The sequence below is a fragment of the Massilia genomosp. 1 genome (assembly GCF_011682185.1).
In the GTDB taxonomy this organism is placed as follows: Bacteria; Pseudomonadota; Gammaproteobacteria; order Burkholderiales; family Burkholderiaceae_D; genus Telluria_A; species Telluria_A rubra.
This window is the reverse complement of record NZ_WHJF01000022.1, coordinates 42233-61662: the sequence shown is the minus strand read 5'-3', so window position 1 is coordinate 61662 and position 19430 is coordinate 42233. Positions and strand designations below refer to the sequence as shown.

The 19430-nt window shown below is 64.9% G+C and carries 17 protein-coding genes; 6 read left to right on the top strand and 11 right to left on the bottom strand.

From position 1 onward, the window contains the following. Positions 1 to 58: 58 nt before the first annotated feature. Positions 59 to 1396, bottom strand: coding sequence for an ATP-binding protein (locus tag F1735_RS10865; protein ID WP_167236933.1), 1338 nt, complete (start codon positions 1394 to 1396; stop codon positions 59 to 61). Then, positions 1393 to 2049 carry a response regulator gene (locus F1735_RS10860; RefSeq protein ID WP_167236932.1) on the bottom strand — a complete coding sequence of 219 codons (657 nt, stop codon included), beginning with the start codon at positions 2047 to 2049 and terminating at the stop codon, positions 1393 to 1395. Before F1735_RS10860 ends, F1735_RS10865 begins: the two co-directional genes overlap by 4 nt. Before the next feature lie 162 nt (positions 2050 to 2211). On the opposite strand from F1735_RS10860, the gene F1735_RS10855 reads away from it, so the two are divergent. Then, entirely contained in the window at positions 2212 to 3756 is a 1545-nt protein-coding gene (locus tag F1735_RS10855) for an alpha/beta hydrolase family protein (RefSeq protein ID WP_167236931.1), read from the top strand. A 239-nt stretch (positions 3757 to 3995) separates the two neighbouring features. On the opposite strand, the gene F1735_RS10850 is transcribed toward F1735_RS10855, so the two are convergent. From F1735_RS10850 to F1735_RS10840, 3 genes are all read right to left on the bottom strand, one after another. Next, positions 3996 to 4757, bottom strand: a complete 762-nt coding sequence (locus tag F1735_RS10850; RefSeq protein ID WP_167236930.1) for a PEP-CTERM sorting domain-containing protein — start codon at positions 4755 to 4757, stop codon at positions 3996 to 3998. A 71-nt stretch (positions 4758 to 4828) separates the two neighbouring features. Beyond that, entirely contained in the window at positions 4829 to 5587 is a 759-nt protein-coding gene (locus F1735_RS36460; protein WP_229505711.1) for a PEP-CTERM sorting domain-containing protein, read from the bottom strand. A 252-nt stretch (positions 5588 to 5839) separates the two neighbouring features. Next, complete coding sequence (locus F1735_RS10840) at positions 5840 to 6433, bottom strand: hypothetical protein (protein ID WP_167236929.1); 594 nt, start codon at positions 6431 to 6433, stop codon at positions 5840 to 5842. Positions 6434 to 6531: 98 nt separating this feature from the next. Here F1735_RS10840 and greB point away from each other — a divergent pair, with 98 nt between their 5' ends. Further along, entirely contained in the window at positions 6532 to 7095 is a 564-nt protein-coding gene (gene greB, locus F1735_RS10835) for a transcription elongation factor GreB (RefSeq protein WP_167236928.1), read from the top strand. 23 nt (positions 7096 to 7118) lie between these two features. Continuing rightward, a complete protein-coding gene (locus F1735_RS10830) occupies positions 7119 to 8459 on the top strand; it encodes a DUF3422 family protein (RefSeq protein WP_167236927.1) in 1341 nt (446 codons plus the stop codon). A 2-nt stretch (positions 8460 to 8461) separates the two neighbouring features. Here the strand turns inward: F1735_RS10830 and F1735_RS10825 are convergent, their stop codons facing one another. Beyond that, positions 8462 to 9874, bottom strand: coding sequence for a hypothetical protein (locus F1735_RS10825; protein WP_167236926.1), 1413 nt, complete (start codon positions 9872 to 9874; stop codon positions 8462 to 8464). Beyond that, positions 9871 to 10647: a hypothetical protein gene (locus F1735_RS10820; protein WP_167236925.1), complete on the bottom strand. Its 777-nt coding sequence runs from the start codon at positions 10645 to 10647 to the stop codon at positions 9871 to 9873. The genes F1735_RS10825 and F1735_RS10820 overlap by 4 nt, the downstream gene beginning before the upstream one ends. Positions 10648 to 10812: 165 nt before the next feature. Here F1735_RS10820 and F1735_RS10815 point away from each other — a divergent pair, with 165 nt between their 5' ends. Continuing rightward, complete coding sequence (locus tag F1735_RS10815) at positions 10813 to 12843, top strand: TonB-dependent receptor (RefSeq protein ID WP_167236924.1); 2031 nt, start codon at positions 10813 to 10815, stop codon at positions 12841 to 12843. 98 nt (positions 12844 to 12941) lie between these two features. Beyond that, positions 12942 to 13493 carry a biliverdin-producing heme oxygenase gene (locus tag F1735_RS10810; protein WP_187364215.1) on the top strand — a complete coding sequence of 184 codons (552 nt, stop codon included), beginning with the start codon at positions 12942 to 12944 and terminating at the stop codon, positions 13491 to 13493. Between the two features lie 130 nt (positions 13494 to 13623). On the opposite strand, the gene F1735_RS10805 is transcribed toward F1735_RS10810, so the two are convergent. The 4 genes from F1735_RS10805 to F1735_RS10790 all read right to left on the bottom strand — a co-directional run bounded on the left by F1735_RS10805 (position 13624) and on the right by F1735_RS10790 (position 17869). Further along, positions 13624 to 15873 (bottom strand): RelA/SpoT family protein, encoded by a 2250-nt coding sequence (locus tag F1735_RS10805; RefSeq protein WP_167236923.1) that lies wholly within the window; start codon positions 15871 to 15873, stop codon positions 13624 to 13626. A 79-nt stretch (positions 15874 to 15952) separates the two neighbouring features. Further along, positions 15953 to 16156: a DNA-directed RNA polymerase subunit omega gene (gene rpoZ / locus F1735_RS10800; protein WP_054264095.1), complete on the bottom strand. Its 204-nt coding sequence runs from the start codon at positions 16154 to 16156 to the stop codon at positions 15953 to 15955. Between the two features lie 32 nt (positions 16157 to 16188). Continuing rightward, a complete protein-coding gene (gene gmk / locus F1735_RS10795; RefSeq protein ID WP_167236922.1) occupies positions 16189 to 16836 on the bottom strand; it encodes a guanylate kinase in 648 nt (215 codons plus the stop codon). Positions 16837 to 17038: 202 nt separating this feature from the next. Next, entirely contained in the window at positions 17039 to 17869 is an 831-nt protein-coding gene (locus F1735_RS10790) for an AraC family transcriptional regulator (protein ID WP_167236921.1), read from the bottom strand. Between the two features lie 126 nt (positions 17870 to 17995). Between F1735_RS10790 and F1735_RS10785 the strand changes: the two genes are divergently transcribed. Next, positions 17996 to 19426 (top strand): MFS transporter, encoded by a 1431-nt coding sequence (locus F1735_RS10785; RefSeq protein WP_167236920.1) that lies wholly within the window; start codon positions 17996 to 17998, stop codon positions 19424 to 19426. Positions 19427 to 19430: the final 4 nt, after the last annotated feature.

Sequence of the window (19430 nt, the reverse complement as noted above, 5' to 3'; positions counted from 1 at the left end):
CCATGCCTCGCGCGGCGGGCCCGGCAATCAGGCCATGCGTGCCATGCCGCGCAGGCTCCTAGCCACCCAGCAAGCGCACTTCGAAGCCGCAGCCCTGGCCGGCCAGGCCGGCGACGATCCGGACCTCGCCCCGCATGCGGGCGGCGGCTTGCCTGACGATCGCCAGGCCCAGGCCGGAGCCTGGGGCGTCGTGTCCGCGCCCCCGGTAAAAGCGTTCGAAAATGTGCTGGCGCTGGTCTGGCGCAATGCCGGGCCCGTCGTCGGCGATCGACAGCACCAGGTCGGCGCCGTCGCGCCGCAGGCTGACCCGCACGCAGCCGCCGGGCGGCACATAGCGCAGGCTGTTATCGAGCAGGTTGCTGACGATCGAGTGAAAAGCGGCCACCTCCACCGGCCAGTCCAGCTGGTCGGGCGCATCGAGCGACAGGTCCATGCGGCGCGCCAGGGCGAGCCGCATTTGCTGCGCCAGCAACTGGCGCACGCAGCCGGCCACGTCGACTGTCTCGATGGTCGCGGGGGCCATCTGGTCGAGCGTGGCCAGTTCGAGTAACTGGCCGGTCAGGTGCGAGGCGCGCGCAATGGCCAGGTTCAGATGCTCCTGCGCCAGCTGGCGCGCGGCCGGGTCGGCCGCGCGCGCAATCACATGCGCCTGGGTCGAAATCACCGCCATCGGCGTGCGCAGTTCGTGCGCCGCATCCTCGATGAAGGCGCGTTCGCGCTGCGCCTTGCCGCGCAAGCTGGCCAGCAGTTCGTCGAAGGCCGCCACCAGCGGGCGCAACTCGCTGTATTTCGGGTCCATGCCGATCGGCGAGAGGTCCTCGCGCCGGCGGGCGGCGACGCGCTCGGCCAGCAGCCGCAAGGGACGCAAGCCCTGATGCACGGCCAGCCACAAGGGCAACAAGACGCAGGGCAGGGAAATGAGCAGGTAGGGAATGAGGCCGCGTCCCAGGCCGCCCAAGGTGGCCGTGCGCGCCGGTTTGGGTTCGGCGATGCGCAGCGACCAGGCGGGCGTGGCACGCTGATACACCCAGAAGGCGCCGTCCGCGCCGGCTGGCGGCGCCGGGCTGGCCTGGGCGAGCGAGGAATAGATCAGGCGGCCCCGCTGGTCGCGCAGCTCGAACACCAGCTCGCCCGGCAATTGCTTCGCATCGTGGCGCAACAGGTTGAGCCAGGTCGCGGTGGTGGCGAGCGCCGTCGTCACCTGTTCCGGGCGCTCGAGCCTGGCGAGGGCCGTGTAGAGCGCGTCGCCGATCTTGTGGACGCCCGAATGTTGCTCGGTTTCTTGCTTGAACTGGAGGTATTCATAGGCCAGCAGCATGCACCACACCAGCAGGAAGGCCATGCCGAGTGCGAGCAGCACGCGCCGCACCAGGGTCGGACGCGGCCAGGCCCTCATGGCACCAGCACGTAGCCGATACCGCGCGCGGTGTGGATGCGCTCGGCGCCGATCTTGCGGCGCAAGTTAGAAATATGTACTTCAATCGCGGCGAAATCGACCGGTTCGCCGAGCGGCTCGAGCCGTTGCGACAAGGCGCCCTTGGCCACCACCGCGCCCGGTTCGCGCGCCAGTTCCAGCAACAGCTGGAATTCGCGCGGCGACAACTTGAGCGCTTGCCCGCCGAGCTGCGCCAGATGACGGCGCGGCTCGATCGTCAGCGCGCCCACCACCCATTGCTCGCTGGCCTGGCGCGCATAGCGCCGCAAGACCGCGCGCAGGCGCGAGATCAGCTCTTCGGTGGCGAACGGCTTGACGATGACATCATCGGCGCCGCCGTCCAGGCCGGCGAGCCGGTCTTCCAGCCCGGAGCGCGCCGTCATCACAATCACCGGCACCGCGTTGGCGGCCCGGCGCCAGCGCGCCAGCAAGTCGAAACCGCAGCCATCGGGCAAGGTCAGGTCGAGCAGTACGCAGTCAAACGCCGTGTCGTGAAAACAGCGCGGCGCGTCGCCGGCGCGGCGTAGCCATTCGCTGCTGATGCCTTCGGCCTTGAGGGCGCCTTGCAGGGCGCGCCCAAAGTCCAGATCGTCTTCAATGAGGAGTAGATGCATGGGCCGATTATACCGAGCTCAACCTTAACGCCAGCCAAAGGCCGCCGCGGCGCCGGTCTTTGGCAAAGCCGAAGGTTGGCGTTTGCATAATGCCGTTGCCGCCTGCATCGCCAGGCGCACATTTGACCTGGCAACCATGTTTGATCACTTACCGGAGGCACGATGCCACACGCAACCCCCTTGACCCGTTTTTCGCTACCCCGCCTGCTCCCCTGCGCCGCGCTGGCCATCCTGCTGGCAGGCTGCGGTGGTGCTTCTTCCCCGCCAGCACAGCCTTCCCAGCCCAGCAGGGACGACAACGCGGGCGGGCGCGGCGCGCTGCTGCGCAATTCGCCGACGCGCCTGCTGTCGCTGGACGTGGCCGGCGTCGGCGCGCAGCTCAACAAATTCGGCTCGCAATTGCTGGTGGTGGCCGGCGCACCCAAGTGCGGCATCGATTTTTTGCAGATTGCGTACAACACGGTGGGGGCGGCGGGCGAGGCGACCACGGCATCGGCCGCGCTGATGGTGCCGAGCGGTGCCGATCCGGCCTGCGCCGGCGCCCGTCCGCTGGTGCTGTACGGGCATGGCAGTTCCTTCCAGCGCAAGCTGAACATGGCCGCCATCGCCGACCCGGACAACGAGGGCGCGGGCCGGGCCAGCACGCCGGCGGCGCTGTATGCGGCCCAGGGCTACATCGTGGTCGCCCCCAACTATGCCGGCTACGACAGCTCGGCCTTGAACTACCATCCGCACCATATTGCCGAGCAGCAGTCGAAAGACATGATCGACGCGCTGGCAGCGGCGCGCACGGCGCTGGCAGGGCTGCCCCGTCCGGTAGCGGAGAATGGCAAGCTGTTTATCACTGGCTATTCCGAAGGGGGCTACGTTGCCATGGCAACCCACCGCGCCATGCAGGCGGCCGCCATCGAGGTGACCGCATCGGCGCCGCAAAGCGGCAGCTATGCCGAGAGCCTGGACTACGAGGCGCTGGCGACGCCCGGCCTGCTCGACCAGCCCGGCGCGTTTTCTTTCTCGACCCAGCTCCAGCTGGTGATGCAGATAACGGCCTGGCAAAAAGCCTACGGCAATCTGTATGCGGCGCCGGCCGAGGTGTATTCCCCGACCTACGCCGGGGCGATGGAAACCCTGTTGCCATCGAGCAGGATGTGGACGACGCTGGTGGCCGATGGCAAATTTCCGACGTATTTCCTGAGTACGGAGATGGCCAATTATGCCGGCCTCGATGACGCGCGCAAGGCGCAATTCGGCACCCCGGCGCAAAGCCTGATGAACGCCGGCTACCTGGGCCGCGTGCTGGCCGATATCGCGGCCCATCCTTGCCCGGTGACGTCGGCGTTGGCGCCGCTGGCCTGCACGCCGGCCAATCCGATGCGCGCCGCCTGGCTCAAGAACGACTTGCGCAGCTGGACGCCGACGGCGCCGATGTTGCTGTGTGGCGGCAACGGCGATCCGGAAGTCGGCTTCGACCATGCGCGCCTGACGCACGCCTATTTCAAGGCGCACGGCGGCACGGCGCAGCTGCTCGACGTCGATTCGCCGGCTGGCGCGAACGATCCGTATGCGCGCCCGAAAAATATCTTTGCCGCCATCAAACAGGCGGTCATCGACAGCGGCGGCGATCCGGGCACGGCCGACAATTACCATGGTTTCATGGCCAACGTGGCGTGCGAAGTGGCGGCGCGCGATTTCTTCAGCCGCTTCTAGCATGATGCCCGCCCGCGTGCGGCAAACTGTCTCGTTCGGGCGTCTCGTTTTGTCGCATTCTGTCTGCTTTTGTCTCATTTTCCCTTGCTCCTTGCTCGCCGAAAAAACCAGACAAAACGAGGCAAGATGAGATAGCCAAACGAGACAGTTTGCCGCAGGCAGGCGTACCGGCCACGGCGCGCATCCCCGGCAATTTTCAGCTGTACGCTGGCAAGGGGGGACGCGCGCCCCCCGTCCGTTCAAGCCTGGCGTGCTTTCCTGCGCGCCGCGCCGATCACCAGCAGGCCGGCCGCCAGCATCGCGTAGCTCGCCGGTTCAGGTACCGGCGACGCCAGCGGCGCCATGCTCAAGGAGTTAATGAAACGCGCCGTGGTGCTGGCGGTCAGGGTGCCGCGGCCGATCGACGCCCCCGTGTCCATCGAGCCGAACAGGAATCGGCTGCGCTCGCCTTTGGTGTTGCGCAGCGTCATGCTGACGGTCTCGTTGCCGACTACTCCATTGATCAGCATATCCATACTGGCCCCCAGGGTGGCGCTCGACCATGCCAGCATGATGCCTTCATTGTCCAGCACCGTATCGGCTTGTGCCGAGAACGACAGCCGGGTCGATGGCGACAGGACGAAGCTCATCGTCTGCGAGGCGGTGGCGGTCGCGTTCAGGTTCGCTTCGACCACGTCCGCCTGCGCGCCGACCTGCACGCTGGTGGGGGTGGCGCTGGCGCTGACCGTCGCATCCGGAACGCTCCGGCTGATGCTCTTGAAACCCGACGAACTGCCCTGGGCGTTGTCGCTGCCGCTGCGGATGAGGACCGATTCGCTGGCGCTCTTGCGCGAAAACGTGATGCTCGGCGTGATATTGTCGGTCAGGTCGAGGTCGATCAGTTCGAACTGGATATTGCTCAGGCTGGCAGTAGCCTTGCCTTGACCCGCATGGGCCGGTGCGTACGCCAACATGCCGGCGGTAAACAGGGCGGCGGCGATCGTGCATGGATGGGAAAACATAGCGGTCTTTCTGTATGGAAGGCGATGCCCGGTCGCGGCGAGCGGGCGTGAATGTTGCGTGGCGCTGGCGCTCACGCGGCGTTGCGGGCAGGTGTACGGCGTCGGCGGCGTGCCACGGCGCCCACTAAAACTGTGCCAGCGAGCAGCATTGCATAGACCGACGGTTCGGGTACGCTACTGATCTGCCCGGCAAGCGTCGCTTGCGTCACCACGTCGAAATTGCCGCTGCGTACAAATTCGTCCGTGCTCAGCGATGCGTACATGCGCAGCGTGGTCGAGCCGGCATCGGTCTGGTAGCTTTTGCTGAACGAATCGACCCAGTCGCCGGATTCGTCCAGCAACTTGCCGCGCATGCCGATGCGGGCGACCGAGGAGTCGAACACACCCAGGCGGTTGTCGGACACGCTGCCCAGCGCGGTAATGATCATTTGGGTATGGGGACTGAGGGTGAAATGCGTGATGCGGTAACTGTTCGTGCTGTACTGGTGGGACTTGCCATCCTTGACGGCCGGATGATTGACACTGGCCGAGGACGACAGGGCGCTGTCGGAAGCGCTGCCGCCGGTCGCTCCGAAGCTGGTCGTGATCGAAGTCTTGCCCTGTACCGTGTAGACCTGGCGCTGAGCGTCCCCGACAGAGTCGACGCCCCAGGACTGCTGGGTGAAGAAGAGGGAGGGAGTCACGCCATCGGTCAAGTCCAGGTCGACCAGTTCGATATGGAATTGTTCGATGCTGGCTTTCGCCGTGCTGGTCGCCGCATGGGCGGACGAGCACATGGCGGCCAGGGCGCTCAGTGCATAAAGGGACATTTTATCGAGGTGCAGATGCATGGCTGCCTTATGAGAAATTGACTGAGGAATTGAGACAAACTGTTGATCAGAATACATGACATTTAATACATAGTGATATGTCAATGTGTTTTGGATGCCAAGCGAGGGCAATAACTGTTGCAAAATGGTGCGATCGGGAGGGCGCGGCGGCGGCTGAGGCATGGCCGCACGGCACGAGCGCTGTGGATATGGGGGGGGGCAACACCGGCAGCAGCGCACCGGCCAGGGAGTTGTCAGGCAGTTGTGAGGGAGTTAACGGCGCCGCGCGCGCCACATGGCCACGAAACGGCGCAGGATGCGGGTCGGGCGCAGGCTGTGGCGTCCGCCCCTGGAGCGCCGGCGCCAGGCGGTAAGGGCCCGGCGCAGGCGCGCGCGCAGGCCCAGCACGCTGCGGCTGGTGCGCCGGTAGGCCAGGGTGCGCTTGAGGGCGCCCACCCATTTATCCTTGAAAGCCATGAACACGCCATGCCAGCGCGCGAACCAGGCCAGGGTCAGCAGGCTGGGCAGGGTTAGCGCATACAGCCGCGTGACCGCCGCCGCGCCGCCGATCTTGGCCAGCACCATCGCCAGTACCCCGCTCACCACGTGGCCGTTGGCAATCGCAAGCAGGGCCAGCAATTTCACCGGAAACAGCAGGATGGCGGGCAGCACGAAGGCGCACAGGGCCGCGTACGGCGGCAGCGCCCGGATGCGCGCATCGAGCCCGCGCACCAGCGGCCAGCGCGCGATGGCGGCGCCGAGGCGCTTGCCGGTGTTCCACAGCCATTCTTCCAGCAGCAGGATCAGCGCCGCCAGGTACAGCAATGGTGCAAGCAGGCGCGAGCGGGTGCGCGTGGGTCGAGTCATGGTCCTCCCTGTGATGGTTCATGATACGTGAAAAGGATGGGCGTCCCCGAAAAGGTATCGCCCGGACAGGATGCGCGTGGGCCATTACAATGGAACGCATGAATAAAGCATTTGTCAAAGAATCCGATCACGACGACGAGGAAGCCATTGCGCTTGCGCAAGCCATTCCTGCGGGCGCCAAGAATTACATCACGCCGGTCGGCTACCAGCGCATCAAGGATGAGCTGCTGCAACTGATCGACGTCGAGCGGCCCGAGGTGGTCAAGGTGGTGCATTGGGCCGCCTCCAACGGCGACCGCTCCGAAAACGGCGACTACATCTACGGCAAGCGGCGCCTGCGCCAGATCGACGGGCGCATCCGCTTCCTGACCAAGCGCATGGATTCGGCCGCCGTGGTCGATCCGAGCGTGCAATTCGGCAACGACCAGGTCTTTTTCGGCGCCACCGTCACTTACTGCAACAGCGCGGGCGAGGAACACACGGTCACCATCGTCGGCATCGACGAGCTCGACCCGCTGAACGGCAAGATCAGCTGGGTCTCGCCGGTGGCGCGCGCGCTGACCAAGGCGCGCGAAGGCGACCTGATCACCCTGCAAACGCCGCTCGGCCCCGATGAGCTCGAAGTGCTCAGCGTGCATTATCCGGCGCCTGTCGCGGACTGATTTTTCATTTTAGCGAGTTGCCGATGTCGATTTCCCATGCCACTTTCAACCACGCACTGCGCATACCGCTGGCCGCCGAAGTCCATTCGCGCCCCTCGCTGCGCCTGAACGGCCCCGAAACGCTGACCCACCTGGCGGTGTATGCGCGCCACCAGGACGATGCCGGGGCGCACCAGCTGACCTCGCAAAACCAGTTGCTGGCCGGCCTGTGCCAGCATTTCGGGGTGGCGCCGCCGCATCCGGAAGCGCGCTATTTCTTCCACGATTTCGGCAGTTTTCGCCTGCAATGGGAGTCGCACACCGAGTTTTCGACCTACACCTTTGCCGAACAGCGCGCCCATCCGGTCGCGCCCGAGCACGCGTTCGAGCAGGTGCCGCTGCGGCATGTTCCCGATGAGTGGCTGCTGGCGCTGGAAGGCAAGGTCATGGCCGCCACCCACGTTACCTTGCAGCAGGTGAGCGCCTCGCTGACCGAGATGCGCCATGTATTTGCCGGCAACCTGCTGGTCGGCAGCGACAGCCAGAATTTCGCCAAGGTGTGGACCGATTTCGCGATTGCGCCGGACGGTTTCGGCCGGGTCGTCATCCAGGACCTGGGCATGCAGTACCAGCAGGCCGGACGCCTGGTGCAGCGGGTGCTGGAAATCGAAACCTACCGCATGATGGCGCTGCTGGGCTTGCCGCAGGCGCAGCAGGCGGCGCCGGTGCTCAACGGCATCGAAGCCGAGCTGGCGCGTTTGTCGGCGGGCATGAGCGACGCCGGCGATGGGGTATCGGACGCGCTCGCCGGCATCCCCGGCGCGCCTGACGACGAGCGCGAGTTGCTGCACAAGATCACGGTGCTGGCGGCACGCATGGAAAAGCTGGCGCTGGAAAACAGTTACCGCTTCGCCGCGTCCAAAGCGTATTACCGGCTGGTGCAGGCGCGCATCGAGGAGTTGCGCGAAACGCGCATTCCGGGCGTGCCGACCATCCGCGAATTCATGGACCGGCGCCTGGCCCCGGCCATGAACACCTGCGAGTCGACCGAGCGGCGCCAGCAGGCGCTGTCCGAGCGGATCGGGCGCAGCAACGACTTGCTGCGCACGCGCGTGGGCATCGTGCAAGAGCAGCAGAACCGCCGCATCCTGGAGTCGCTCAACGCCCGCGCGGCCCAGCAGTTGCGCTTGCAGCAGGCGGTCGAGGGCTTGTCGGTGGTGGCCATTTCGTATTACTCGATCGGACTGATCGCGTATGCGGGCAAGGCCATGAAGGCGGCCGGCGTGCCGCTCAATCCCGACCTGCTGACCGGCGCGGCCATGCCGGTGATGCTGGCCATCGTCTGGCTGGGACTGCGGCGCATGCATCACCACGTGAGCCGCTGAACTTATTCGCCGGCCAGTGTGGCCCGTCCCGGCTGCTGGTTAACCGGCTGGCCGGGGGCGAAGATCCAGGACGTCGTTGAAAAGGCCAGGTCGGACCAGGTCATGCCGTCGTCGTCCGATTCGCTGCGCAGTACGGCGCTGACGGTGCATACGGGCGGCCTGACGTGGTGCGGATCGCCGCCGCCGCAGCCGTCGGGCACGACCGGGTATTCCAGCGCCAGTACCTTGCCGCGCCGGGTCGCCGCAACCAAGGGCTCAACCCCTTTCCCCCACACCAGCTTGCTGCGCGCGAGCGCCTGCGCAGCCTGGCGCGGCAGCGTGCCGGGATACCAGATCTTGTCCGGATACGTCAAGCGGCTAAAGTGCTTGCGCTGTTGGTCGAGCATGCTGATGCCGATGTAGGGGACGCCGTTGGCGATGCCGGCGCTGCCGCAGTGCTCGTCGCGCTTGGGACGCGGAACGTTCGCCATGAAGGACAGCAGGGACAGCTCCGGCTCTACCTCGATGGCGGCCGTGCCGGGTGCGGCGACATAGGCGATCGAGACCAGCGGCATGAACATCGACCTCGCGCCGCCCCATTCGCGCTTGACTTCGTCGTCACTCGACTGCTTGCCGGTGAGAACAAACTCGGATTGATCGGGCAGGCGGCAACGTATCAGCATCGGCGTGCCCTGTGCCAGCCGGGCGCGACGGTCGCGGCGCCGGTCTTCGTCCGGGGCGAAGGCTGGCCTGGCGGCATCGGGCTGGTCCAGTGCCGATTTGCCGATGGTGAACAATCTGGATGTCTTGCTGATGACCGGCTCGCTCCAGCTCACTCCTTCATCGGTCGACTGCATCCGCACCACGTGCGACAGCGGAGCGCTCTCCATGCCGGCGCCCGCGTAGTAGCCCCGGTAGCGGCGCGTGAATGCTTCTTCCAGCATCCATGTGGTGCCGAGTGCAGCGACGCGTTGATAGCCGGTATACGTCAACACTTCCGGTGCGGCGTTGCGATTGGCCTCTGTTTGGACCGCTTCGTCGCCACGGCGCTGCGCTGTCAAGGCCACGATCTGGCCCTTGACGATACTGCGGTACTGCCCGTCGTAGGTGGGCGGCACATGGACCGCATCACCGCTGGCATAGAACCTGGCGCACATGTTTGCGGGCGTGGCTGCGTGGTCCGCGTTTTTCAGGTCTGTCTTGCCCAAATCGAGCGCTGCGCCGCCGCCGGCCGGCAGGTAGCGGGTATCGTAGCGGTCGGCGCATTTTTGCCCCCGCACGCCGGGCGGCGCTTTGCAGTGTGCTTCCATCACAATCCGGCCGCCCTGGGGCAGCACGCATTCGAGGCGCTCGCGGGCAAAGCCGGAGGGCGCATGCAGGGCCAGCACCAGCGCGGCGGCAAGGGTGGTTTTGATGCGGTGCAGACGGTCGGTCATGGTTTTTCGGACGGTTTGGCGTCGTTGTCGTCGCGGTTGCGGTAATTGCTCAGGCTGCGTGCGGAAGGGCGGGCAAGGCCGGCTTGCCGGGCGAATGCGACGCCGGTCTTGAAAAAATAGGGCGCGCGCTCGATGCTGGCGGCCTGCCAGGTATCGCCGCGGTCGCCTGAAGTCAGGCGCAGCACGGCGCCGACCGGACATTGCAGGGCGTCCTGTGCGGTGCAGCCGGGAGCGTCGGCGGCGTACAGGGGTAACTCCTGCACCAGCTTGCCCTGGCGCATGGCTAGGGCGCCGTGGCTGCCCATCAGACGCAGGCCGCGCTGGGAAAGCAGGGCGTCGATGCGTTGTTGCTCGGGCGCGTCGAGCGCGGCCTTGCCGGTGCGCGCCGGCACCCAAAAGCGCTGTTCACCCGGCATGCGCAGGGAAGACCCCGTGCCCGGCTGGCCTTGATGCAGGCCCAGGCGGGAGCACAGCAGTTCCAGGTTGGTGCCTTCCCCCAGCGGGCGATAGGCCAGGCTGGCGCCCGTGCTCACCAGCCTGGCGCTGCCGCGTGCGCGGTAATCCACCGTGAAGTCCTGCTGGTCGTCGCGGTTGCCGCGGCGGCCGCTGAAGTCTCCTGACATCGCCCAGTCATGCTTTGCTTGCAGGATAAAAGCGCTGCCGTCGGCCAGCTCGCAGTCGACCCGTTCGGTGAGTTCGACGGCGCTGGCCGCCCCGCTGGTTATAAGGGCCAGCCAGACGGGCAGCGTGTGAAAAAAACGGTGATATCCCATGGAGCGGCATGAAAAGTTAGCAAGATTGCAAATATTAACACATAATTGCCACGTGGAAGCTATTGAAAAGGCATCAAGGAGTTGAATCCGAAACCAGATTGCGGCCGAATAAGCTTGCATTACGCTCTTGTCCGAGCGTCCCCTTTTTCGATCACAGGCCAGCCCATGCATGATTATCGCCTTGTCCGCTATCCCTTGACTGCCCTGCTGCTGGGTGTCTCGGCCCTGGTCCATGCCGACGAGACCGTCGAAGCGCTGCCCCAGGTGGTAGTGGCCGCCTCGCGCGTCAGCCAGCTCGGCGTGGCTGACTCGGCCAATGCGGGCGTGGTCACCCAGCAGCAACTGGCGGCGCGCTCGGTGTACCGTCCCGGCGAACTGCTGGAAGCGACGCCCGGCCTGATCGTCAGCCAGCACAGCGGCGAAGGCAAGGCCAACCAGTTCTACCTGCGTGGTTTTAACCTCGACCACGGCACCGACCTGCGCACCACGGTCGACGGCATGCTGGTCAACCAGCGCAGCCACGCCCACGGGCAGGGCTGGACCGACCTGAACTTCCTGATTCCCGAGCTGGCCAACCGGCTGGAATACCGCAAGGGCCCGTACTACGCCGACGAGGGCGACTTCGCCGCCGCCGGCGCGCTGGCGGTGCGCTACGCCGACACGCTGCCGGAAGGCATCGCCAGTGTCGGCCTGGGCCAGAACGGCTACCGGCGCGTCCTGCTGGCTGACTCGCCCAAGGCGGGCGAGGGCAACTTGCTGTACGCCTTAGAGGCATTCCATAACGACGGGCCATTCACGCGCGGCGACGATTTCGACAAGCTCAACGGGGTGCTGCGGTTCAGCCAGGGCGACGCCGCCAATGGTGTCAACGTCACCGCCATGGCTTACCGTGCAAGTTGGAACGCGAGCGACCAGATTCCGCGCCGCGCGGTGGACGGCGGCCGCCTCGGGCGCTTCGACACGGTCGACGCCAGCGACGGCGGCGTTGCGCGCCGCTACAGCCTGTCCGGCGGCTGGCACGCCGCGTCTGAGGCGGGCGTGACCAGGGTCAATGCGTCGGTGGTGGCCAACCGCCTTGCGTTGTATTCGAACTTCACGTATTTCCTGGACGACCCGGTCAACGGCGACCAGTTCAGCCAGCCGGACCGGAGGGTCACCAGCGCCGTGAACGCCGAGCACCGCTGGGGCAGCCACCGGATCGGCTTCCAGTTCCAGAACGACAATATCCACAACGGCCTGTACGACACCGTCGCGCGCCGGCGCCGCGCCACCACGCGCGAGGACCACATCGTGGAGACCAGCGCCGCCGTGTTCTACGACAACAGCACGCGCTGGACGCCGATGTTCCGCACCGTGGCCGGGATGCGCCTCGACCATGTCCGCTTCGATGTCGACAGCATCCTGCCCGAGAACAGCGGCCGCGCCAGCGCCAGCCGCGCCAGTCCGACCCTGAGCCTGATTTTCGGCCCGTGGAGCCAGACCGAGTTGTATCTGAACGCCGGCACTGGTTTCCACAGCAACGATGCGCGCGGCGCCACCATCCGCATCGATCCGACAAGCGGCGAGCCGGCCGAGCGCGTGACGCCGCTGGTCAAGGCCACGGGAGTCGAGATCGGCGTGCGCACCGAAGCGCTGGCAGGATTGCACAGTTCGCTGTCGGTGTACCAGCTCGATGTCGATTCGGAACTCGTGTTCGTGGGCGACGCCGGCACCACCGAGGCCGGCCGCCCGAGCCGCCGCAGCGGGGTCGAGTTTTCCAACTACTACAAGCCGAATGCGTACCTGACCTTGGACGCCGACGTGGCGTTTGCGCGTGCGCGTTTCAGCAATGCCGATGCGGGAGGACGGCGCATTCCCGGCGCGGTCGAGGGCGTCGCCTCGCTGGCGCTGGCGCTCGACAAGCTGGGGCCCTGGTCCGGTGCCTTGCAGCTGCGCTATTTCGGCCCGCGCCCACTGATCGAGGACAACGGCGTGCGCTCGCGCCCGACCACCACCTTGAACGGGCGCATCGGCTACAAGCTGGGCAAACGCCTCAAGCTCGCGCTGGAAGGCTTCAACCTGGCCAACCGTCGCAGTTCGGCGATCGACTATTTTTACGCATCGCGCCTGCAAGGGGAGGATGAGGCGGTCGCGGATATCCATTTTCATCCGATCGAATCGCGCTCGTTCCGGCTGACCCTCAGTTCGGCGTTGTAAGGCGTGCGCGCGGCAAGGCTGATAGACTGTAGAAAAAATGCCCTACAGAACAGGAATAGTCTATCAACCAACATCCCAACCGCGCGCCCGGCGATGCCTTGAGCGCACTGCGCATTGCCACGGCCGACCGTCACGCCGTACTCGACACCGGCATGCCGCTGGCCCGGCCGGACGCCGGCTTGCAGCACTACAGCGACCACTTGCACATGCTGCGGCGCTGGCTGGCGCCGCTGGAGGCGTGGCTGGCGCGTTACACCGATGGCCCGCAGGGCGAGGCGAGTTTGCCGGCGGTGGCGCGGGTGGCGCTGATCGATGCCGACCTGGCCGATCCGGCGCTGGCCGGGGTGCGTGCCGATGCGCGGCCCGAGGACGCGACCGTGTGGCCGGATGACGCCAGCGCGGCCTACCGCTGGGGTGTGACGTACGTGATCGAAGGGTCGCAACTGGGCGGGGCGGTGCTGTACCAGCGCCTGGCGGGACCGCTGGCGCCGCATCGGCTGCGCTATCTGCGCAGTGGCGCGGAAGGCCCTGGCCCGCGCTGGCGCAGCTTCATGCTGGCGCTGAGGGGCAATGTGAAAAGCGAAGGGGAGATTGCCGACGCGTGCCGGGGGGCGTGCGATGCGTTCGACCGGATTTTGGCCATGCGGTAGCTTCAAAATCGTTCGCTACACGCCATATCGTCATTCCCGCCTTCGCGGGAATGACGGTTTTAAGGGTAGCGCGAAAAGCGAGCAACGGGAAGCACGCTGCCAGCGTACGGACGAAGGACAGCCAAGCGACCTAATTGCGCTCCCGCTCCACCCTGGTCACGCCCACCACGCGTCGCAGATTCCTGATCAAGTGCGCCAGATGCACGCGGTCCTTGATCTGGATCGTAAACCGCAGCTGCGTCATGACGTGTTCTTCATCCTCGTCCATGCCCACATACGAAATGTTCGCATCGGACTCGCCGATCTCGGCCGCCACGCGCGCCAGGATGCCTTTTTCATTATTGATCAGCAGCCTGATCCGGCAATCGAAGCGGCGGTTCAATTCGCCGCCCCACTGCACGGCGATCCAGCGGTCCGGTTCCTTGCCGCGCAGCCGCTTGGCGCTGGCGCAGTCGCTGGTGTGTACGATCAAACCCTGGTCGCGCCGCAGCTGGCCGATGATCTGGTCGCCCGGAATCGGCAGGCAACACGGCGCCAACTGCACCGACACGCCTTCGCTGCCGTAAATGGTGACCGGATCGAGTTCGCCCGGCGTGGCGTTCGGGTTGGCTGGCAAACTGACCAGGTCGTCATCGACCAGGCCGAAAATATGCCGCGCCACCAGTGCCGCCATGCGCTTGCCGATGCCGATGTCGGCATACAGCTCATCCATCGACTTGGCCGACGATTCGTTGAGCAGCTTCTCGACCGCCGGTTCCGGCAAGTCCGGCTGGATATTCAGGGCCGTCAGGGCTTGCGCCAGCAACTCGCGCCCCAGTTCGACCGACTCGTTCAGGTTAATCGTGCGCAAATGATGGCGGATCGCCGAACGCGCTTTTCCGGTGCGGACAAACGCCAGCCAGGTCGGGCTCGGCTTCGAGTCGGGATTGGTCACGATCTCGACAATGTCGCCATTGCGCAACTCGGTGCGCAGCGAAGCCGGCTCGTTGTTGATCTTGACCGACACGGTATGGTCGCCGATGCCGGTGTGGATCGTGTAGGCGAAATCGAGCGCCGTGGCGCCGCGCGGCAGGGCGATGATCTTCGACTTCGGCGTGAACACATACACCGAATCGGGAAACAGGTCGACCTTGACGTGTTCCAGAAACTCGGCCGAGTCGCCGGTCTGCTGCTGGATGTCGAGCAGCGACTGCAACCACGCGTGCGTCTTCTGCTGCAAGTCCGACAGGTTCGCTTCGCCATTCTTGTACAGCCAGTGCGCCGCCACGCCGGACTCGGCGGTGCGATGCATTTCCTGGGTGCGGATCTGGAATTCGACCGGCGTGCCGTACGGGCCGATCAGGGTGGTGTGCAGCGACTGGTAGCCGTTGAGCTTGCGGATCGCGATGTAATCCTTGAACTTGCCCGGCATCGGCTTGTACAGGCCGTGCAGGGTCCCCAGCGCCACGTAACAATTGGCGAAGCTGTCGACCACCACCCGGAAGCCGTACACATCGAGCACCTGCGAGAACGACAAATGCTTGCTGCGCATCTTTTTATAGATGCCGTACAGGGTTTTTTCGCGCCCGTACACTTCCGCCGGCAGCTCGGCCGTGGCCAGGGTGCCCTTGACCGATTCGAGGATTTTCTTGACCACTTCGCGGCGGTTGCCGCGCGCCGCCTTGACCGCCTTGGACAGGGTGCGGTAACGCACCGGATACAGGTGCGAAAACGCCAGGTCCTGCAATTCGCGGTAAATATTGTTCAGGCCCAGGCGGTGCGCGATCGGCACGTACACTTCCATGGTCTCCGACGCGATGCGGCGCTTCTTGGCCGGCGTCATGTGCTCGAGCGTGCGCATATTGTGCAGGCGGTCGGCCAGCTTGATGAGAATGACGCGCACATCCGACGCCATGGCCAGCAGCATCTTGCGGAAGTTTTCCGCCTGCGCTTCGATCAGGGTCTGGAATTCGATTTTTTCGAGCTTGGACAGGCCGTCGACAAGGCTGGCGACGGGGGCGCCGAAGCGCTCGATCAGCTCATCCTTCTTGACGTCCTGGTCTTCCATCACATCGTGCAGCAGCGCGGCCATGATGGCCTGGGCGTCGAGCTTCCAGTCAGCGCAGATTTCAGCCACGGCGATGGGATGGGAAATATACGGTTCGCCCGACTTGCGGACTTGTCCAAGGTGCATCTCGTCGGAAAAACGATACGCTTCCTTGACCTTTTTGAGTTCGGAGGCAGTGAGGTACTCGGAGAGCTTGGCCGATAAGTGCGAGACCGATGCCACGCCCGGAACGGGTGCGACAGGGACCTCGGCCTCTTGCGCCTTGGTGGCGGCGCGGGAAGACCGGGTCTTGGGTGTGCCTGAGAGTGTCGTATCCGGAGGAGTCAGATTCATACGCAAAGTCAATCAGCCGAAATGTGAAAAAAGTAAATCAGGATGGCTTGTTGACACCGTTCGGGCACGAAATAACTAATTACATCGGAACCTTTTTCAGCATCTCGATACCGACCTTGCCGGCAGCGATTTCACGCAGGGCGACAACGGTTGGCTTGTCCTTGGCTTCCACCTTTGGAGTGTGGCCTTGCAACAACTGACGGGCGCGATAGGTTGCGGCCAGGGTCAGTTGAAAGCGGTTAGGGATATGCTTCAAGCAATCTTCAATGGTAATGCGGGCCATGTATTTTCCTCAATATGACGGTGTGTGCCGTGTCACGATTGTTGCGCATGGATACCCAGTTGGGCAAATAGCGAGGCGTTACGCGCAGCTTGTTGGGCAAAACGGCTGCGTGTCGCTCTGACAATCGCGCTCATCTCTGACAAGGCGACGTTGAACTCTTCATTGATAATAACATACTCGAACTCGGGAGCGTGAGCGATCTCGCCGCCGGCGGCCAGCAGGCGGCGCGTGATGACGTTCTCTTCGTCCTGGCCGCGCTTGTAGAGGCGATCTTCCAGTGCTTTGATCGAGGGCGGCAAAATGAAGATGCCGGCCGCGTCCGGAAACTGCTTGCGCACCTGGCGCGCGCCCTGCCAGTCGATTTCGAGCAGGATGTCGGTGCCCAGTTTCATTTCCTTTTCGACCATCAGGCGCGAGGTGCCGTAGTAATTACCGTGTACCTCGGCCCATTCCAGAAATTCGCCGCGCCCGGCGCGCTCGACGAAATCCTCGGCGGTGCTGAAATGGTACTCGCGGCCATCCTGCTCGCCGGGGCGGGGAGGGCGCGTGGTGGTCGAAATCGACAGCTTGATGCCCGGTTCCTGCGCCAGCAGCGCATTGACCAGGGTGGATTTGCCGGCGCCGGACGGGGCGGCGACGACGAACAGGCTGCCGGAAAAGCCGGCAATGGTGGTTGGCATAGTGTGCTTTCGTGTGACGATGCGTAGCAGGGGCAGCGCATGGGCAGCGCATGGGCTGCCGCGAGTCGCGATGCGACCGACTGAAACGCACTCAAAGAGTTCATTTTACCAAACAGGTCGACGTTCAGGCGCTGAAGATGGAACCGCAAGCGCCTGACGGGACTGGTCCTGCGGCGGGCGCTTTTCCCGCCCCGCCGCTGCTTCAGCGAAACGTGGAGCCCGCGCGATGCGCAAAATAGCGCGCTGGCGAATCGCCAAAGCTGCGGCGGAACATCGCGATGAAATTGCTGGGCGTGGCATAGCCCAGTGCATCGGCCACCACGGCCACCGCTTCGCCCTGCGCCAGGCGTTCCAGCGCATGCGTCAAGCGGGCTTGCTGGCGCCACTGGGCGAAACTGATGCCGGTCTCGGAGCGGAACAGGCGGCTCAGCGTGCGCGCCGACAGTCCGGCCCAGCTCGCCCATGCGTCGAGCGTGCGCTCATCCTTCGGCTGTTCGAAAATGGCGCTGGTGATGCGCAGCAGGCGCCGGTCTTGCGGCATCGGCAAATGCAGCGCTTCATGCGGGGCATGCCGCATCTCGTCGAGCAGTACCGCGATCACGCGCTCCTGTTCCGCTTCCAGCGTGTGCTGGGCGGACCAGGAGAGCGCGCGTCGCACCAGCGCACGCATCAGTTCGCTGATGCCGATCACGCAGGGATGCCTGGGCAGTTCGCTGGCCGCTTCGGGTGTGATCAGCAAACTCCATCCGCTCATCGCGCCGTTGACGCTGACCTTGTGCGCCTCGCCGGGCGGTATCCAGCCGGCCCGGTTCGGCGGCGACAACCAGGAACCGTGGGCGGTGCGCATGTGTACCAGGCCGCTTTCTACGCAAAACACCTGTCCCCGCACATGGGTATGCCAATCGTATTCGCGCGTGCCGAGACGGAATTCATTGCCGGCCTTGTCCTCACCCCGGATCGCGACCAGCGCCGGTCCGTCGGAACGCTCGCTGATATTGGCGGGAACGGTGGTTTGTTCATCTGACACTGACATGGCTGGATCTCACTATATTTTGTCCAAACAACGTTATCAGTGTCTGCGGCGGCTGTCCAATACTGTTGCCTGTGACAGGACATGGTGTCCTCCCTATTTCTAAACCAAGCCCAACAGGAGTTGTTCATGAGTGCATCCGCTCCGGTGTCTGCTGTCGCAGCACCTTCCTTGATTCATCCCCACATTCCGCTGTGGGTCGCCGTGTTCATTGCTTGCGTTGCCTCCTTCATGGTCGTCATGGACGGCGCCATTGTGAATGTGGCTTTGCCTTCGATGCAAGCCGATTTGCATCTCTCCAGGCTGCAACTGCAATGGGTGGTCGATGCCTATTTACTCAGCCTGGGCGGCTTCATGCTGCTGGCGGCGCGTGCCAGCGATCTGTACGGCCGCAAGCGCGTTCTGCAATCAGGTCTGCTCATCTTCACCCTGGCCAGCCTGGTGGGCGGCCTGGCGACCAGTGGCACAATCTTGCTGGTGGCGCGCGCGATACAGGGCTTTGGCGCCTCGGCTCTGGCGACCTCGACCCTGGCCGTGATCGTCGCGGTCTATCCGGCCGGCCCGGCGAAGGCCAAGGCGATGTCGCTGTGGGCGGCGTCCAGCGCGGTTGCGTCCGCCATCGGTGTCGTGATCGGCGGCATATTGACGGCCGGGATGGGGTGGCGCTGGGTGATGTTCGTGAACGTACCGATCGGACTGGCCCTGATCGCCGGCGTGGCCTTGTGCATGCAGCCGCTCAAGGCCGGGACGCAGCGGCCCAAGCTCGACGTGTGGGGCGCCATCAGCATTACGCTGGGAATGGGCGCCTTGATCCTGGGGATCTCGCAAGCGGTCAATCTGGGCTGGGACTCCCCTACCGTGCAGGCCATACTGCTTGCAGCGGCAGTGTTGCTGCTCGCTTTCGTGATCATCCAGGCCAGGACGGCGCAAGCGTTGATCCGCCTCGACATATTCAGGCTGCCGAGCGTGCGCATGGGCAATATCGTGGTGCTTGGCCTGGGCGCTTCCCTGACCGCGTCGACCTTTTTCCTCTCGATCGTGCTGCAGCAGGTTGCCGGCTATAAGGCGCTCGACACGGGCCTGGCGCTGTTGCCGATGGGGATGACGCTGGCGATCGCGGCGATCGTGTCGCGTCCCTTGATGGATTCCGGCGTGCGGCGTTTGCCCTTTTTCGGGGGCATGATCAGCGCTGCCGGCTTGACCTGGCTGGCCGGATTGCCGCTCGAAGCCAGTTACGTCGCCGATGTGCTCGGGCCTACACTGCTGATCGGCCTGGGACTCGGGCTGATGCTGATGACGGCAACCCATACGGCGCTGGCCGCTGTGCCGCCGCAGGATGCCGGCCTGGCGTCGGGACTGTTCAATACCGCACGCCAGCTTGGCGCCGCGCTGGGCATCGCCGGCCTCTCTACGCTGGCGCAGTCGGTGGCAAAGAATTCGCTGGATGTTCATGCTCTGGCGCAACTACAGGGCTATCACGCCGCCTTCCTCGCGACGGCGGCGCTGAGTGCGCTTGCCGCGCTCGCTTCCCTGACCTTGCGCAAGCTGGAACAAGGCTAAGGGA

What these genes read in the sequence shown, in the direction of transcription:
- F1735_RS10785 (WP_167236920.1), top strand. Translation starts at nt 17,996, where the DNA reads ATGAGTGCATCCGCTCCGGTGTCTGCTGTCGCAGCACCTTCCTTGATT.
- F1735_RS10830 (WP_167236927.1), top strand. Translation starts at nt 7,119, where the DNA reads ATGTCGATTTCCCATGCCACTTTCAACCACGCACTGCGCATACCGCTG.
- F1735_RS36460 (WP_229505711.1), bottom strand. Translation starts at nt 5,587, where the DNA reads ATGCATCTGCACCTCGATAAAATGTCCCTTTATGCACTGAGCGCCCTG.
- F1735_RS10865 (WP_167236933.1), bottom strand. Translation starts at nt 1,396, where the DNA reads ATGAGGGCCTGGCCGCGTCCGACCCTGGTGCGGCGCGTGCTGCTCGCA.
- F1735_RS10860 (WP_167236932.1), bottom strand. Translation starts at nt 2,049, where the DNA reads ATGCATCTACTCCTCATTGAAGACGATCTGGACTTTGGGCGCGCCCTG.
- F1735_RS10825 (WP_167236926.1), bottom strand. Translation starts at nt 9,874, where the DNA reads ATGACCGACCGTCTGCACCGCATCAAAACCACCCTTGCCGCCGCGCTG.
- F1735_RS10850 (WP_167236930.1), bottom strand. Translation starts at nt 4,757, where the DNA reads ATGTTTTCCCATCCATGCACGATCGCCGCCGCCCTGTTTACCGCCGGC.
- F1735_RS10840 (WP_167236929.1), bottom strand. Translation starts at nt 6,433, where the DNA reads ATGACTCGACCCACGCGCACCCGCTCGCGCCTGCTTGCACCATTGCTG.
- greB (WP_167236928.1), top strand. Translation starts at nt 6,532, where the DNA reads ATGAATAAAGCATTTGTCAAAGAATCCGATCACGACGACGAGGAAGCC.
- F1735_RS10855 (WP_167236931.1), top strand. Translation starts at nt 2,212, where the DNA reads ATGCCACACGCAACCCCCTTGACCCGTTTTTCGCTACCCCGCCTGCTC.
- F1735_RS10820 (WP_167236925.1), bottom strand. Translation starts at nt 10,647, where the DNA reads ATGGGATATCACCGTTTTTTTCACACGCTGCCCGTCTGGCTGGCCCTT.
- F1735_RS10815 (WP_167236924.1), top strand. Translation starts at nt 10,813, where the DNA reads ATGCATGATTATCGCCTTGTCCGCTATCCCTTGACTGCCCTGCTGCTG.
- rpoZ (WP_054264095.1), bottom strand. Translation starts at nt 16,156, where the DNA reads ATGGCCCGCATTACCATTGAAGATTGCTTGAAGCATATCCCTAACCGC.
- F1735_RS10805 (WP_167236923.1), bottom strand. Translation starts at nt 15,873, where the DNA reads ATGAATCTGACTCCTCCGGATACGACACTCTCAGGCACACCCAAGACC.
- F1735_RS10790 (WP_167236921.1), bottom strand. Translation starts at nt 17,869, where the DNA reads ATGTCAGTGTCAGATGAACAAACCACCGTTCCCGCCAATATCAGCGAG.
- gmk (WP_167236922.1), bottom strand. Translation starts at nt 16,836, where the DNA reads ATGCCAACCACCATTGCCGGCTTTTCCGGCAGCCTGTTCGTCGTCGCC.